Origin of the sequence: Paenibacillus sp. FSL R7-0312, assembly GCF_038004445.1 — a bacterium.
Classification (GTDB): Bacteria; Bacillota; Bacilli; order Paenibacillales; family Paenibacillaceae; genus Paenibacillus_AQ.
In genome coordinates, this window is sequence record NZ_JBBORE010000001.1 from 3,247,888 (window position 1) to 3,264,763 (window position 16,876).

General features: G+C 35.4%; 14 protein-coding genes. 4 read left to right on the forward strand and 10 right to left on the reverse strand.

Annotated features, from left to right (window positions below; translation table 11 throughout):
• The first annotated feature begins 32 nt into the window (after positions 1 to 32).
• Entirely contained in the window at positions 33 to 2,585 is a 2,553-nt protein-coding gene (locus MKX70_RS14165) for a glycosyltransferase (protein WP_340783640.1), read from the forward strand.
• 23 nt (positions 2,586 to 2,608) lie between these two features.
• Here the strand turns inward: MKX70_RS14165 and MKX70_RS14170 are convergent, their stop codons facing one another.
• From MKX70_RS14170 to MKX70_RS14215, 10 genes are all read right to left on the reverse strand, one after another.
• Positions 2,609 to 3,622 (reverse strand): GDP-mannose 4,6-dehydratase, encoded by a 1,014-nt coding sequence (locus MKX70_RS14170; protein WP_042238511.1) that lies wholly within the window; start codon positions 3,620 to 3,622, stop codon positions 2,609 to 2,611.
• Position 3,623: 1 nt separating this feature from the next.
• On the reverse strand, positions 3,624 to 4,946 hold the full coding sequence (locus MKX70_RS14175) for a UDP-glucose dehydrogenase family protein (RefSeq protein WP_340783658.1): 1,323 nt from the start codon (positions 4,944 to 4,946) through the stop codon (positions 3,624 to 3,626).
• A gap of 12 nt (positions 4,947 to 4,958) precedes the next feature.
• Entirely contained in the window at positions 4,959 to 5,906 is a 948-nt protein-coding gene (locus tag MKX70_RS14180; protein ID WP_042238507.1) for a glycosyltransferase, read from the reverse strand.
• A 121-nt stretch (positions 5,907 to 6,027) separates the two neighbouring features.
• On the reverse strand, positions 6,028 to 6,690 hold the full coding sequence (locus tag MKX70_RS14185) for a glycosyltransferase domain-containing protein (RefSeq protein WP_042238505.1): 663 nt from the start codon (positions 6,688 to 6,690) through the stop codon (positions 6,028 to 6,030).
• Between the two features lie 206 nt (positions 6,691 to 6,896).
• Positions 6,897 to 7,991, reverse strand: coding sequence for a DegT/DnrJ/EryC1/StrS family aminotransferase (locus MKX70_RS14190; RefSeq protein WP_042238502.1), 1,095 nt, complete (start codon positions 7,989 to 7,991; stop codon positions 6,897 to 6,899).
• On the reverse strand, positions 7,988 to 8,965 hold the full coding sequence (locus MKX70_RS14195; RefSeq protein ID WP_042238500.1) for an NAD-dependent epimerase/dehydratase family protein: 978 nt from the start codon (positions 8,963 to 8,965) through the stop codon (positions 7,988 to 7,990). The genes MKX70_RS14190 and MKX70_RS14195 overlap by 4 nt, the downstream gene beginning before the upstream one ends.
• A 16-nt stretch (positions 8,966 to 8,981) precedes the next feature.
• Positions 8,982 to 9,938, reverse strand: a complete 957-nt coding sequence (locus MKX70_RS14200) for a Gfo/Idh/MocA family protein (RefSeq protein WP_042238498.1) — start codon at positions 9,936 to 9,938, stop codon at positions 8,982 to 8,984.
• Positions 9,925 to 11,037, reverse strand: a complete 1,113-nt coding sequence (locus tag MKX70_RS14205) for a DegT/DnrJ/EryC1/StrS family aminotransferase (RefSeq protein WP_042238496.1) — start codon at positions 11,035 to 11,037, stop codon at positions 9,925 to 9,927. The genes MKX70_RS14200 and MKX70_RS14205 overlap by 14 nt, the downstream gene beginning before the upstream one ends.
• Before the next feature lie 14 nt (positions 11,038 to 11,051).
• Positions 11,052 to 11,747: an acyltransferase gene (locus MKX70_RS14210; RefSeq protein ID WP_042238493.1), complete on the reverse strand. Its 696-nt coding sequence runs from the start codon at positions 11,745 to 11,747 to the stop codon at positions 11,052 to 11,054.
• Between the two features lie 54 nt (positions 11,748 to 11,801).
• Complete coding sequence (locus MKX70_RS14215; protein WP_340840199.1) at positions 11,802 to 12,731, reverse strand: glycosyltransferase family protein; 930 nt, start codon at positions 12,729 to 12,731, stop codon at positions 11,802 to 11,804.
• Positions 12,732 to 12,913: 182 nt separating this feature from the next.
• Here MKX70_RS14215 and MKX70_RS14220 point away from each other — a divergent pair, with 182 nt between their 5' ends.
• The 3 genes from MKX70_RS14220 (at position 12,914) to MKX70_RS14230 (ending at position 16,544) form a co-directional block, all read left to right on the forward strand.
• Positions 12,914 to 13,573 (forward strand): acetyltransferase, encoded by a 660-nt coding sequence (locus MKX70_RS14220; RefSeq protein ID WP_042238490.1) that lies wholly within the window; start codon positions 12,914 to 12,916, stop codon positions 13,571 to 13,573.
• A 165-nt stretch (positions 13,574 to 13,738) separates the two neighbouring features.
• A complete protein-coding gene (locus tag MKX70_RS14225) occupies positions 13,739 to 15,289 on the forward strand; it encodes a glycosyltransferase (protein ID WP_340840200.1) in 1,551 nt (516 codons plus the stop codon).
• Positions 15,290 to 15,329: 40 nt separating this feature from the next.
• Positions 15,330 to 16,544 (forward strand): glycosyltransferase family 2 protein, encoded by a 1,215-nt coding sequence (locus MKX70_RS14230; RefSeq protein WP_340840201.1) that lies wholly within the window; start codon positions 15,330 to 15,332, stop codon positions 16,542 to 16,544.
• Positions 16,545 to 16,876: the final 332 nt, after the last annotated feature.

The following is a 16,876-nucleotide window of genomic DNA, read 5'->3' on the forward strand; positions in this document are numbered from 1 at the left end:
GCTAATGGTCAAAGAAAAAGGGTGATAATAAAATGAGGTTCGGTGGTAGCGATACATTAACCATTCAATCCATATTTAAGGAAGTAATGAATAACTTCACATATGAATTCTGGGTTAAGCCTGAAGCAACTCATCAAATTAGAAAAGAGTCAGTTATAGGTGCTTCAGGTATTTCAGATCAAAGGTATGTTATTGCAGCTGGTTATGGGGGCGATAATGAGTCTGCTGGAACAGGAGTGTCAGTAGGGACGAATGGTATTTCAGTTTTTGAACATACAGCAAATCATCTGCCAGCTACTTTAGTATATGAAACAAGGATTACTGACTGGACTCACATTGCAATTGTTTATCGTGATAAAACCCCATATCTTTTTATTAATGGTGAGATTAGAAAAATGGGTTTGAAAAGCCTGAAAACAAATGTTTTTGCTTCAGGGATAATCGGGGGTCTGAGTAATTACGGTTTTTTTATTGGTGAAATTACTAATGTTAGAATTTGGGATTATGCTAGAACAAAGAGACAAATTTACGAAAATATGAATAATGGAATGACTGAAAAAAAACCGGGCTTAATAAGTTTGATTTTAGAAGAAGACAGACTGAATAAGCAAAATCTAATAAGTAATGATGAACGTAATGAAACTAATATTGAAGAAATTGATGTAATCATTTGTGTGCATAATGCTTTAGAGGAAGTAAAAGTATGTCTCGAGTCATTAATTGCTAAGAGAACATTAAGCTTTAATATTATTATAGTTGATGATGGCAGTAACAAGGAAACAAGTAGATTTTTAAGGGCATATGCTGAAGTCTATAATTGTAAGCTTATTAGAAATGATTATGCACAAGGATATACAATTGCCGCTAATATAGGGTTGCTGGCATCCTCTTCTAAATATTGTGTGTTACTTAATAGTGATACAATCGTTACACTTCGCTGGTTAGAAAAGCTAATTGCATGTATGGAATCTGAGAAGGCTGTAGGTATAGCAGGTCCTCTTTCCAATGCAGCTTCTTGGCAATCCGTACCAAAATTGTTTGATCAAAATGATTGGGCAATAAATTCACTCCCAGAAAAAATGAACTTGGAACAAATGTCAAATGTAGTGGAAAACCAGTCCGATAAATGTTATCCAGAAGTTCCACTTTTAAATGGATTTTGTTTAATGGTTAAAAGAGAGGTTATAGATAAAATTGGTTATTTTGATCAGGAGACTTTTTCAGAAGGATATGGCGAAGAAAATGATTATTGTATCCGAGCAAAAAATGCTGGCTTCAAACTAAAAGTAGCCGATGATTGTTACTTGTATCATTATAAATCTAGTAGTTACACGAGTGACCAAAAAAAATTGTTGAAAAAACAAGCAGATAAGCTAATTTGCAGAAAGTATTCCAGTAAAAAAATAAGAGATTGTATGACAGTTTTAAAAGAAAATAAGGAACTAAACACTTTGAGGGAAAAAGTTGAAAATGCGATAGAAAACGGTGAAAAGTTTAAAAGAAGTAATATCTCGATTTTATTTATTTTGCCAACAAAAGGAGGAGATGGGGGATCACACTCAGTTGTACAGGAAACAATGGGACTTCGTACATTGAATATAAATGCAAAAATAGCCAACAATCTTAACCATAAGATTCCATTTTCCGAAAAATACTTAAATGTTGATGAATTTTGTGTTTATTATAAAAATAAAGATGAATTAATTCGCCTTTCTCAACACTTTGACATCGTAGTAGCTACCGTATTTACAACGGTGAAAATGTTAAAAAACATCATCGAATGTCACCCCTATATAAAACCCTCCTACTATATACAAGATTATGAACCATTGATGTTTGATAAAGATCATCATTGGTATAAAGAAGCGATAGAATCTTATACATTAATTCTAAATAATAATGCTTTTGCCAAAACGAATTGGATCCGTAATATAATAAAAGAAAATCATGGAATTGAGGTTTATAAAATTGCTCCGAGTTTAGACAACATGCTTTTTAAACCTGCAGTGACAATAAATAATAGTAAAAAAGATGTTGTTCATATTGTGGCAATGGTCAGGCCAAAAACTCCTCGAAGATCGCCTAAAGAAACAATGAATGTGTTGAAAGCGATAAAAGAAAAATATAATTCAAAAATAGAAATTTCTATATTTGGTTGCTCTGATAATGAATTGAACTCTTTAAATGTTCCTTTGAATTTTGATTTTAAAAATCAGGGGATACTCCATAGGGAACAAGTTGCAGAGCTTTTACAAGACTCCAATATTTTTATTGATTTATCAACTTATCAAGCTTTTGGACGTTCAGGATTAGAGGCAATGGCAATGGGGTGCTCTACTATCCTTCCAAAGATAGGAGGAATATATGAATATGCGGTACATGGATACAACAGTTTTTTAGTGGATACTGCTAATAATGAAGAGGTTATTCATTTTATAAGTTATTTAGTAGAAAATAAAAGCATAAGAAATAAATTTTTCTTCAATGGAATAGAAACTGCTAAAAATTATTCGATAGAAAAAGCAAGTCTTTCGCTGTATCAGTTTTTCGATCATATGTTAAATAATAAAGAAAAAGGGAATTGACAGAATACACATAAGTCAATTCCCTAATTCATGTCCACTTGATTGTAATATTGATTATACCAGGTTATAAATTTGTTGATACCGTCGTCAATGGATGTATTTGGTTTAAAGCCTACATCTTCAAATAAATTTTTTATGTCAGCATAGGTTTGGTACACATCCCCAGCTTGCATTGGATAATATTCTTTAATCGCTTTTTTACCAGTTGAATATTCAATCGCTTGAATTAAATCTATTAGTCTTTCAGGTTTATTATTCCCAATATTATAAACCTTGTAGGGTAAGGTTTTATTAACTATTGCAGGAGAGTTTTCTATAAGTCTAGTGACACCTTCAATAATATCATCAATATAAGTAAAATCCCGGTACATATCTCCATTATTAAATACTTTTATCATTTTATCTTCAATAATAGCCTTTGTAAAAGAGTAATATGCCATATCAGGTCTTCCATACGGACCATAAACTGTGAAGAAACGCAATCCGGTTGCAGGTATTTTATAAAGGTGACTATAAGCATGTGCCATTAGTTCATTAGACTTTTTTGTAGCTGCATATAAACTAACGGGTTGATCAACCATGTCTTCTGTTGAAAATGGTATCTTTTGATTAGAACCATACACAGAACTTGAGGAAGCATAAAGCAGGTGGCTTACTTTGTGGTGTCTACACATCTCGAGAACATTGAAGAATCCCACAATATTGGATTGTATATAAACATGTGGGTTCTCAATGCTATATCTTACACCTGCTTGTGCCGCCAGGTTGATTACTATATCAATATTGTTTTTTGAAAACAAGTTTTCAAGATAGTCCCTGTCAATTAAATCTGCTTTATGGAAAGTGAAATGATCAAATTTCTTCAATATGTTTAAACGGCTAAGTTTAAGGTTCACGTCATAATAATCGTTCATGTTGTCGTATCCTATTACTTTGCAACCCATGCTCAATAACTTTTGGGAAAGGTGCATACCAATAAAGCCGGCTGCACCTGTAACAAGATATGTTTTTGTGCTATCCACAGGTTTTAAATTCATTTTACACACCTACACCATAGTATTTAAATCCTTTTCCGGTTAATTCTTGTTTATCGTAAATATTTCTAAAATCAAAGAAATACTTTCCACTATTCAGTTCATCATATTTATCAAAATCCAGGTTTCTGAATTCATTCCATTCAGTGAGAATCAAAGTAGCATCCGTATTTGTAATAGCCTCGTAAGTTTCTTCACACCAAATCAGGTTATCTTTTATATCATGAAGACGCCATGTACCTTCTTCACGTCCTTTTGGATCATATACCTTTAGCTTTATGCCATACTTCACTAATTCTGGTAAGATGACTAATGAAGGTGCTTCCCTCATATCATCTGTATTAGGTTTAAAAGTAATCCCTAGAACCGCTATAGTTTTCCCCTCAACTTCACCCAGAGCATCCACGATCTTATCTACCATTCTAAGTTTTTGTCTTTCATTAGCTTTTATAGTAGCTTCTATTAAAGAGAGAGGTTCACCGCTATCTTGGGCAATTTTGACGAGAGATCTGGTATCCTTTGGAAAACAGCTTCCTCCATAACCAGGACCTGCATGTAAAAATTTGGGGGAGATGCGTCCGTCCTTTCCCATTGCTTTAGCTACTTTTTGAACGTCAGCCCCCACCTTTTCACAAAGATTAGCTACTTCATTAATAAAGGTGATTTTCATGGCAAGAAAGGCATTTGATGCGTACTTAATGATTTCTGCCGTTTCAATGTTCGTGATGACAAAAGGAGTTTCATTGATATATAGGACTCGATATACGTCTTTCATTAGATTGATAGCTTTTTCATTCTCAGCACCGATAACTACTCTATCGGGATGAGTAAAGTCTCTAACTGCAGAGCCCTCTCTTAAAAATTCAGGGTTTGAAACCACGTCGAAAGTATAGTCTACCCCTCTTTCGTTTAGAGCATCTTGCACCAGTGACTTGACTTTTTGTCCTGTTCCTACGGGTACAGTCGACTTATTGACAATCACCTTATATCCATTCATGTAAGTCGCTATACTCTCGGCAACAGTAAGAACATATTGAAGATCAGCACTTCCGTCATCTGCTGGCGGTGTTCCAACCGCAATGATGATAATGTCATTTTTTTCTACAGCATCCTGGATATTAGTTGTAAAATATAGTCGTTTATAATAATAATTTTTTTCGACCATTGTTTCTAATTCTGGCTCATATATGGGCATAATCCCTTGTTTTAAACGAGCAATTTTGTTTTGATCAATATCAACACATGTAACTTTATGGCCAAAGTCTGACAGGATTGCTCCCGACACTAAACCAACATAACCTGTACCTACTACGGCAATTCTGGACATTAATTACACCTCTTATATACCTTTTAAGTAGTAGAGATTTAATATCTGATCAAACCTTTTTGCTACAGCATTATAATTGTAGTTCTCTAAAATATAAGGCTGTATCTCACTTAAATACTTTTGTCTTTGTTCCTCATCACTAAGGATGGAAAGAGCCTTTTGTAATTCATTTTCATTATTGACAATGGCATAATCTAACTTGAACTTACGAAGTAACTCAGAATAAGCAGCAGAATTTGATACAATTGTGGGAATACCATTTGCAATCGTCACTAGCAATCTGTTATTGCTCTTTTGTTTTTCCAAACTATCGTGAGACAAAAAGCATAGACTATAGCGTTTTAGATTATTAATAAATCCTTCATATTTCCATTCTATTAACTCAACATTGTCTAATTTAATGTCTTTATTGCCTATAACACCTATTGAATATTTAGGTTGCGCGGATATATAATCAATTGCCCACATGGCTGATTCTAAATTACCTAGTTGGTGATTACCAAACCAAACTACTTTTCCGTTAAACGGTGAAAGGGAAGGGTTCAATTGTTCAACATAATCGATACCATCATTCAAAATGCAACAAGGTTTACCTAGCTTCAATTCCTCTATCCGCGCTTTTTGAGTTTCATTTGCAACAGTAATTAAATCAGCTTGCTGCGCAACTTGGTTAAATGATTCTCTGGCATCATCGTACTGCCGCCCTACCACATCATAGATGAGAAAAACCTTTCGTTTCTTTTTTTGATCTAGAATTTTTATTAAATTTTCTTGTGAAGCGGTTTGATTCACAACAATAATGTCAGCATTCTCCGGATCATCAAGATTAGCTATATACTTGTTGGGAAATAACTTTTGAAGATGATCTATTAGATATAAAGCCCGAAGTCTTGATGTGGCATTTTTTATAAAAGGCCTTCTTTTTGGGATGAATGTTATCTTAATCGGATTTATTCCCACTTTTACTCCCCTCCCAAAATAGTCTTATATAATAATATGCGTTAAATTTTGTTATGCTTAATTAAAATGCCTAAACGGTCTGCAAAATATATTCAAGAATTTTTTGAAACAAAAGGTTTTTTTATGAATTATTTTTATGTTTATACCCAATGATATAGGGATTTATACGAATTTGTTGGCCAATTTTGATTTCATTTGCAGTGATTCCCAATTTCCACAGACAATACACTAGAGAACACTGATCTCGTTCGCTTCCAGTAGCGATTTCGTTCCACCAAAGTTCATTCAACTGGTTTATTTTTTCCGTGTTTTTTCTAATAATAAATCCACTCTCAAATAATCCATAATCACGAGGAAATCCTTCATTTAGATACTTTATTTTTACACGGTCCGCAATTTCGGTGCTTACTTTGTTGACTTTTAAACAGTGTTCTAATTCTTGATAGGTGCAGCTTCGTCTTGGATGCTTGTATAAGGCAATATCTTGGCCCTCTAGACATTCCACTATCATCTCATAAATATCTTTTGCTTTTAATTTGAAATTTGCATCCAAATAAATGCTTAGGTCATGTTCTGGTAGAAATTTATGAGATAACAATTTGATTAAACGAGCCATTTTTCTTGGGCTTTCAAATTGGTTTTCCAATACTTTAATCGTCCATTTTTCAGACTTTATGCTCGGGTCATCCGTAAACAGAATATAATCCACACTTTTATCTATACATAAGGGTTCTTTAACGGAATCATGATCACCAAATAATGAAGTATAAACAACTACCTTCATAGTATGCCCTCCTCAAGTCTATTAGCGAATGATCGCTTAAGATAACTTACGTATCACATAATGTCCAAAAGAGGATGGGGCGGGTTGTCCGAAAATAGCTGGAGTAGTTGTCCGGGACCGTAAACCCGTCAAGGCCACGAAGCGTTCATTTAGCCTTGACGGGTGTTTTCAAATAGAAGAAATCGGCAGCCATCCCATTGGACTGCTTAATCCTCGAGAGTCCTCACATATTTTTCTATTATGTTGCTAATATATTTGTGATCCACGTTATCATAACAAGGAAGAGTTACGGTATTTTTTTCAAGATATTTTGCAATTGGCTGAACACTATTATACTTGTTCTTATAATAAGTTGTGTTGCTCAGGCAATACGTTCCTATTGTGGATTCAATTCCATTTTCCGTTAAATAAGCGATTAAATGATCTCTATTCATCCCTTCGGGAACCCTAAAAACGAGGGATTGAATATTATGAATCACATTGTCCAGTGAATTTTGCCTTTTAAAACCTAAAAGATGGAGTCTCTTTTTATACTCGTCAGCTATACAGTTCCTACTTTTCACAATTGATTCTAATTTAATTAATTGTTGTATTCCCATTGCTGCCTGAAGCTCCGATAGTCTGTAATTATATCCATAATTAATGAAGTCAGCCATTCCATCTCGGACAATCGCTCCATGGTTTAATTTAACACTCATAATTTCCGCGATTTCTTTCTTATTGGTTGTAATCACTCCTCCTTCGCCAGTCGTAAGCAATTTCCGGGGATGAAAACTAAAACAGGTAAGATCTGCGATTGTACCTACTTTGACTCCATTTTCACTGCTCCCGATGGCACAAGCAGCATCTTCAATCAACGGTATTTGATGTTTTTCACATATCCCTTTTATTTTAGATATTCCGCTTGGGTTTCCGAACGCATCCACGAATATGACTGCTTTTGTTTTTTTGGTTATTTTCCTTTCTAGTTCTTCCGGTTTCATATTGAAAGTATCCTGATCCACATCCGCAAAAATTGGCATCGCTCCGATATCCTCTACAACATTTACGGTTGCCGGAAAAGAAAAGTCGGATACGATCACCTCGTCTCCCAATCCTATTCCGAGTGATTTTAAGCACATTGTCAATGCTGTAGTCGCAGAGGTGGTCAGGAAGGCATGATCGACTCCTATATAAGTTTTTATTTCCTGTAAGAATTTGTTTGCATATTCTCCTTTGGTAAAAGTTCCAGATTCAAATATTCTTTTGAAATCTTCTTCAACTTCTTGAAAGGTAATATAAGGTTTTATTAATTTTATCATTTAAGAACATTCCTCTTGTTATATATTTCTTTATACCATCGCACCGTTTTTAATAACCCTTCATCAAAATCCACTACATTAAAATCAATCATCGACTTGATCTTTTGATTGCCTGCATGATGACAGGCTACATCTGCCGCTCGACAATCTTTATATAATATAGGACCTTTATAATTGAGGATTTTTGATATTTTTAAGATAATGTCTTTAATGGAAATGTGATTACCGGCTGCAATATTTACACAATCTCCACGTTTAATCACATCATAAACCTTGATTATAGAATCGATTGTATCTACTACATAAATATAGTCTCTACTTTGTAGACCGGTTCCATGGATTTCCGGAGCATCACCATTTAACAATTTCATAATCGTTGCAGGAATCACTCCTGATAGAGGGCCTTCATAATTTTGCCTAGGACCATAATTATTAAAGGGTCTGACGATAAACGCATCCAGACCGAACATGTTAACATAACTGTGTAACATGGTGTCAGCAGCGGCCTTGCCTGCAGCATAGGCCGTAGTTGGAAGTATCGGATGCTGTTCATCCATCGGCTCATATTGTGCGCTGCCATAAACCTCAGATGATGAAAAGTGACAGAGTGTTTTAAATGCTCCTTTTCTCTGTAACTCAAGCAGATTATTTAAAACGATCACATTTGTCATATAGGCATTCGATGGATTGATAAAGGAATAATTCAATGCCTTGGTGGCACAGTTGAAAACAATATCAATCTTATGTTTTTCAATTATATATTCCAGAGAGCCTTTTAATTCAGCATCATCTACATATAAGACCATTCCCTTGGACAATGCGTCTGATAAGTTTTCTCTGTTTCCTAAAAACATATTGTCAACAACTATGACTTGTTTCGCTTCATTCATCATTAATTGTTCTACCAAGTGACTCCCTATAAATCCCGCACCGCCGGTAACTAATATCGTGCTATTTTTTATTTTAGGCCTCATAGTCCACCTCCACTTGTTACTTGTTCCCCTCGATGTATGCTCTAATCATCTGTGCGACTTCCAAGGCTTTGGATGCTTCTTCAGGTCCTACAATGGAACAATGCTTCATTCGAATGGATTGTACAAAATGATCGATTTCAGCCAAAAGGGGTTCAGTGTTGGGAACGATGATCTTTTCAACTATACTTTCTTGTCGGTAGGATAGATTTTTTTCTATAACAGAATCCACTTTTTGATAGATAAATAACTCTTTGGTCATATAGTCAGATTTGATCAACCGATCTCTTTCGGTGATTGTCAACGTCCTTACTTTTTCCTGGGATAAGCGGTTGGCTACCAGATTTGCTATGACCCCATTTTTGAAAGTAAGCACAGCATTAGCCACATCCATCTGCCCAGATTCCGTCAGGCTATAACCTACCGCAGAAAGGCTTTGAATCGGACTTCCGACCAAACTTAAGACAATATCAATGTCATGGATCATAAGGTCGAAAATAACATCTATGTCTATCACTCGGTTGAGGGACCCTAATCGCCTCGTTTCAATGGAAATCATTTTGGGGCGATTGATAATTTTGTTTAGCTGTTGAATTACCGGATTGAATCTTTCCACATGTCCTACCTGAACAATGACATTCTTAGCCTTGATTAATGGTTTGATTTGTTCCACCTCTTTCATCGAACTGACGAATGGTTTCTCAACCAAAACATGTTTTCCTTCCTGCAATGCCTGTTGGATGAAAGTGAAATGTAAACTGGTTGGAACAGAAATGATGACTGCATCCACTTTTTTTAATAATTCACTAAATGACGCAAAAGGAAAAACATCGTACTCATTAGCTATTTTCAGGCACCGTTTCATATCGTTATCATAAACACCAACAAAATGGACATTTTTCATCTTATCCAGGGTCCGGCAATGATTCATGCCCATAATTCCGACTCCGGCTACCCCAATATTAATTAATTCCATTACTATCACCCTTAAATTCTTTAATTGAGGATATTACATCATCTTGTTCGTATTCTTTTAACGTTGGATAAATCGGCAGGGCCAGGATTTTTTCCGAAACCTTTTCTGCTATTGGAAAGTCTCCTTTTTGATAATCGAGTTCCTGGAAGACAGGTTGAAGATGAAGGGGTAGGGGATAATAGATGCCTGTAGCAATTTTTCTATGGTTTAGGTATGAGGCTAATTCGTCGCGATTGTCTGTTTCAATGCTGTATTGGTGAAAGACGTGTTCCCGATTCTTAACCGTAATAGGGGTTTTAACCAAACCTATCAACTTTTCTGAGTAGCGGTTCGCAATTTCTCTCCTTTTTTGATTCCAATCATCTAGTCTCTTCAATTTCACTTCTAATATGGCTGCTTGGATTTCATCTAACCGGCTGTTTAAACCGATATCAGAATGTATATATTTTTTTTCGCTTCCATGATTTCTCAATACTTTAATTTTTTCATATAAATCCTTATCACTCGTTACTACCATACCTCCATCTCCATATGTTCCGAGATTTTTGGAAGGGAAAAACGAAAAACAACCTGTATCACCAAATGATCCTACTTTTTTTCCATTAAAAGTGGCTCCGATGGATTGGCATGCATCCTCAATAACCTTTAAACGATATTTTTTGGCTATTTCCATAATCTTTTCCATATCTGCCGATTGTCCGAAAAGGTGTACAACCATAATTGCTTTCGTTTTTTTTGTTATCGCTTGTTCAATCAAAGCGGGGTTCATATTATACGTTATGGGATCAATATCGACGAAAACAGGCTTTGCCCCGACACGAGCAATAACCTCTGCTGTGGCAAAGAAGGTAAAGGGGGGAGTAATGACTTCATCTCCATCCCCAATAGACATGGCTTCCAATGAAAGAAGGAGTGCATCTGTCCCATTCGCAACCCCAATGCCATAAGAGGTCCCTACGTATTCGGATAACAATTTTTCAATTTGCTTTCCTTTATTCCCTAGAATATAGGATCCACTTTCCAGAACTTCATGCACTGACTTCTGTATCTCATCCTTTACACTCTCGTATTCCGCCTTCAAATCCAATTGAGGTATCATTTGTTTTCATTCCTTTACAAGGTAGTTTCATCCGGTACTTTTCTTGCCGGGTTTCCTACAACTGTCTCAAAATCCGGCACATTTTTTGTCACAACGGCCCCTGCACCAACTACAGTATTCTTACCTATAATGATGGCAGGTAACAATGATGCATTATTGCCTATTTTTGCTCCTTCCTTAATATAAGGACCTCTCAATGTATATTCTTTTGCTCCCATATATTTATCATTGGACATGGAAACGCAGGGACCAATGAAGACGTGATCTTCAATCGTAGTATCTGCCGTAACATAAGCTAAGGTTTGGATGGTGCAATGCGAACCAATGGATGTATTTAATTCAACCATGGCACCTCGACCTATGACAGTATTCGCTCCAATCCGTACTTTTTCACGGATACTTGCTTGATCCCCGATGAATGCTTCTTCAGAGATTATAGTTCCCGTGTAAATCGAAACATGATTTCCTATTTTGACATTAGATTTGATCTCAAGTGGAGGTAAAGTAGTCTCCGTTTTTCGCATATTTGCATTTCCACCGGGATAAACCCCGATAATACAGTGAGATCCTATCGTTACGTTATCCCCAATTCGGGTATTTCCCAAAATAGCCGTATGATGCCCGATAGAAACGTTTTTCCCTAATACGACATCCTCCTGAATTACGACCATTTCACCTATATTTGCATTCTCTCTAAATCTATCAATCATTTGTATCCCTCTTTTTGGTATCAAATTAAAAAAATGTAACTCCACTTTCTTATATCAATTGTGAGTACCTAAGATACCCTTAATCATATTTACTAACTCTAAGGCGCGTACCGTCGCTGAATGTTTTGTATGAACCATTCTATAACCCTCATTTGCCATCTTTGCCCGTTCTTGATCATGGGTTAAATAGAACTCAATCTTCTCCATGAAATTCTTTTCATTAATAGAGGCAAAGTGTACATCCGGTATAAATCCTATATCCTCTAGCTCTTTTAAGGGGGGCGCAAGCAAAAGAGTGTTGCAAGCCGGAACTTCAAAATACTTTGCTAATGGATAATGGAAGGTTGAATCACATGTTAAAAATAATTTTGCTCGATTAATTTCCTTAGCATATTTTTCTCCTATAATAATATTTTTTCTGGTTTCATCCTGGTTTTCGTAACCAGGGTGTGGATGATAAACAAAAAAAGGCTTATCGATTAAAGCATCATACATGACTTTTCTTAACGGATAATACCGCCTTGCTACCCCCATCATTAAACAATCGATGTCTTTAGGTAACCCATAATCTTTAAAGACCTCTTCATTGGCAAAGTGAGGCAGCCACCTCATTCTTTGTAGATATTTGGGATACCTATTTATAAAGTAATCTCGACAAAGTGTAAAAATATATGGAACATGATTCTGCTCAATAAAAAGGATACGTTCTTGCACGAGTCGATGAAGATCATACATGAAAACACCGAATGGGATATTAAGAGAGGAGAGTCCGGTGATGACGGGAGAACGATTGTCAACCGGATCATTGATCAATATAAAATCCGGCCTAAACCTGATATGCTTCAGGATATTTTGAATATCCCCTGGCTCACTCCATAGCACTAAATCGCTTACCTTAGACAATGCCTGAGAGAGATAATATGGATGTTTTTCTGTCTTTTTGGAAAAATCACGGCTAATATATAATATCTTGAGTTTTTCCATAAGCTACTCCTTTCAAATTAGTCAATACAATCCACTCATGAAAAATCTATCTACAAGTTTCAAAATTATAGTATGCATTGGATGTTTAACATTCCATAGACATGAATGGAATTTCCGATAAAACACATTTTTAATGCCTCATACATTAATATAACTAATCGACTTTCAAGGAGGGTGTAATAATGACAATCAGACCCATTGTTATCTTAGGTACAGGTGGAAACTGTATTGATATTTTGGATACAATAAATGACATTAATGCTATTCAATTAAAATATGAATGTGTCGGATTTCTTGATGATAACCCCGATCATTGGGGACAAAGGATTGCGGGGTTACCCATTCTTGGCCCGCTTCCCACTGCCATAGATCTTCCTTCATCGCATTTTTTTGTGAACGGTATAGGAAGTCCCCGGAATTTTTGGGAAAAAGAATCTATTATAGCCAAGACGAAAGTCGGTATCGAAAAATTCGAAACTATTATTCATCCTACTGCCCATATATCAAACATGTCTGATATTGGTCGGGGGACGGTTATTTTCCAGAATGTCACGATCACATCAAATGTTAAAATTGGTGATCATGTAATCATCCTTCCAAATACAGTGATAAGTCACGATGATGTTATCGGCGATTACTCCTGTATTGCAGGTGGAGTTTGTATTTCCGGGGTTGTTGCAATTGGTAAATCATGCTATATAGGAACAAATAGCTCAATAAAACAAAATGTATCCATAGGTGATTTTTCACTTGTTGGGATGAATAGTGCCGTTTTGCGTGATGTTCCGAAAAATAATGTAGTTGTTGGTAACCCGGCAAAATTTTTAAGATATACCCGCTGATGTGGCCGGGGGGGATACAATCAGTAGCCTTTTTTTTCAAATGAAGTGACAATGATTAAATTTGAGACATAAGTTAATTGAGGATGTGAGTGGAAAATCTAAGAACGAGTGAGTAAACAAGAGTATTTATTATTTTATAGCGGGAGGAAAGGAGGGGATATAATTTTGTTGAAAATAGTTAGCGTAATTGACCAGATCGGTTCAGATATAGATTATCTAGCTAATGGTTTATTGCCCTATATGGATCGCTATGATTACCAAGTTTTCGATGTACATCCTACAACCCCAAGTACTTCTCAACTTATGCGATTCGAAAAATACGGTAAGGATGCAGACATTATTGATTTTCAACATCCTCATATTGCGCTTTTGCTATTAAACAGGTATTCCTGGCTTTCAGAAAAGAAAAAAATATTAACCAACCATATTCCTGATGATCTAAATAACAGTCAATATAGCGTGTTTGATAAAGTAGTCTATTCAAATAAAACGATGCAAAGAAGAATACGTGGCAGCGTGTTTATTTCTTTAACAGTGGATACTAATTTCTGGACTTTTAATGACAAGTGGACGAAGAATAAAAATTTGATTATGGTTACCGATGAAATAAAGCAAGAAAAGGGAGTTTTTGAAGTAGCAGTTGCATGCCGTAACCTTGGGCTAAACCTTTTATTGGTTGGTCGAAAATCGGATGAAAGCTATTTAACTAAAGTGTTAGAAACTGGAAGTGTTACTTACCGACAAGAGATGAGTAAGGAAGAACTTCAACAATTGTATTATCAATCTACCTTATTCGTTTGTAATTCGGATGAAAGTGAGATTGGACCTGTTTCAATATTAGAGGCCATGATCACTGGGGTGCCCATTCTTTCCCGTTTAGTCGGACATGTGCCAGAACTTAACAAAAAGAATTGTATGCGATTATTAGAGTCTCCATTAAATGATGTCGCTTCATTGACAAATGCTATTGAGAATCTTCTGAGCAATGAGCAAGAGCTCTTAATTATGCGCGAGAGAGCTTGGCAAATTGGCTCAAAACAAGCAGATGAACGCAGAGCATACAATTATCAAAAGCTTTACCGTTCCCTTTTTCCTGGAACCCCAGTCTCTGTAATTGTAACAATTTATGAATATAATCATACAATACTTAATTGTTTACAATCTATTGCTGCCCAAGATTATGTTAATAAAGAGTTAATTATCTGTGATGACAATCCGAATAGTGATAATCAGTCAGTAATAGAGGAATTTGCACGTTCAGTCTCTTTTCCAGTTGTATATCGAAACACATCCCGACAGGAAAATGATTATGGGCTAGCTAGAGCTCGTAATGTAGGGATCATAGAGGCAAGTGGTGATATTTTAGTATTTTGCGATCAGCGTATAAGTATGCATTCCAATGCTATTAGTGAATTTGTCAAAAATCTTATGCCTAAAAAATGGCTATTTGGTACAAAAGGAACAATAAAAGGATTTGTTGAGAACTTCTCCTGTGTTTACCGAAATGATCTAATAAAAGCTGGCATGTTCTGTGAGCGTGTTGATGAATATGGTGGGGCAACACAAGAAATATTTAAACGCACTTATTCACAGGGGTTTAAGCATGAACTAATTCCAACTGCTAATTCAACTTTTATTGTTGATTCATTAAGTCTTTCAAAAAGACGTCCAGATATTATTAAAATGCGAAATCGCTTATATAGAATGAACTTTTAGTCTTTAAAAGGGAGAAAAAATAGAGGTAGAGGTGAGATTATTGGAAAGTGGTAATTTAAACAGATCTCATACTATAGATGTAATAGTCTGCGTATATAACGCGTTGGAGTATGTCAAATTGTGCTTAGAATCCTTGATAGCCAAAAAAACCATTCCATTCAATTTAATTATTGTGGATAGTGGGAGTGAAAAAGAAACAAAAGACTATTTAGCTTCTTTCGCAAGGAAATATGATTGTAAATTAAAAACTAATCACTCAAAGACTGATTACACAATTGCATCAAATCAAGGACTGAAATTGTCTACATCAAAATATTGTGTGTTATTAAATAGTGACACAATTGTATCTATTCATTGGTTAGAAAAACTGATGGATTGTATGGAATCTGAAAGCAGTACAGGGATTGTTGGACCTTTATCCAATTCGGCCAGCTATCAGTCAGTACCTAAGGATGTTAATGGAAATGGAGGCACGGTAAACGAATTAGAGAAATTAGGCGGTAAAGAGCTAACCATTGAACAAATGGCATATTTTATAGAACAACAATCAAAAAAAATATTTCCGGTTGTTAATCAAGTGAATGGGTTTTGTTATATGATTAACCGTTCCGTCATTGAAAAAATAGGTGATCAGGATGAAATAAACTTTCCTTGCTATGGGGGAGAGGATGATTATTGTATTCGGGCAGTCAATGCAGGGTTTAAACTAAAGGTTGCCGATGATTGCTATATTTATCATTATAAATCCAAAAGTTATATTACTGAAGAAAAAAACGAGAAAAGGAAAAATGCAGGGAGACTTCTACGGGAAAAACATACACCAACAATTGTTAAACATCATTACACTGAAATAAAAAATAACATTGAACTTGCAAGAATAAGGGAAGAAATTGATCTAGCGCTAACTAATAGCAGTTGTATGTATGATTACAATAGGGCTATTTTGCTTTTCTGCTCTGATCCGGAAAAAAATAGCGACCTTGAAACGATGATAAAAGAAACCAAAAGAATGTATAAAGATAATATACTTCTAAAATTGGCTGTACCTTTTCATTTTAAAGAATATCTTACAAAAATATATCCACATCAAGCAGTTCATTTTATATTTTACGAAAATAAAAGTGAATTGATTCGAATTAGTCAGCATTTTGATACCGTAATTGCCGCTGATTTAAAAGCTAATGATACTTTACGGCAAATTGCAGCAAATTATGACCATATTAAAGATGTTTATTATACCGTAGAAAAACATTGAATTTTTAGAAACCCTTCGAAAATAATGATATCCCTTTATTAAGAAAGGTCACATCAAAAGGAAAGCCGATGATTATTTCAACAGGGATGGTATTGGATCCGAAAGAAAGCAAAGTACGAAGAAGCCCCTTGGTATGCCCTCAATATCCATGTACATATGGATGTTGGGGCTTTTTTCTGCTTGCAGCCCGATTGTTCCCCTGATTTGCATAAGGCATATGCCTTCCGGATCAAAGTTTAATAGGTTATTGCTGCTTAATATGTACCCAAGCTCTTTCATAGTTTGTGCATAAAATATATATATATATCATTTGCACCAAGTCTCGCAGTTTG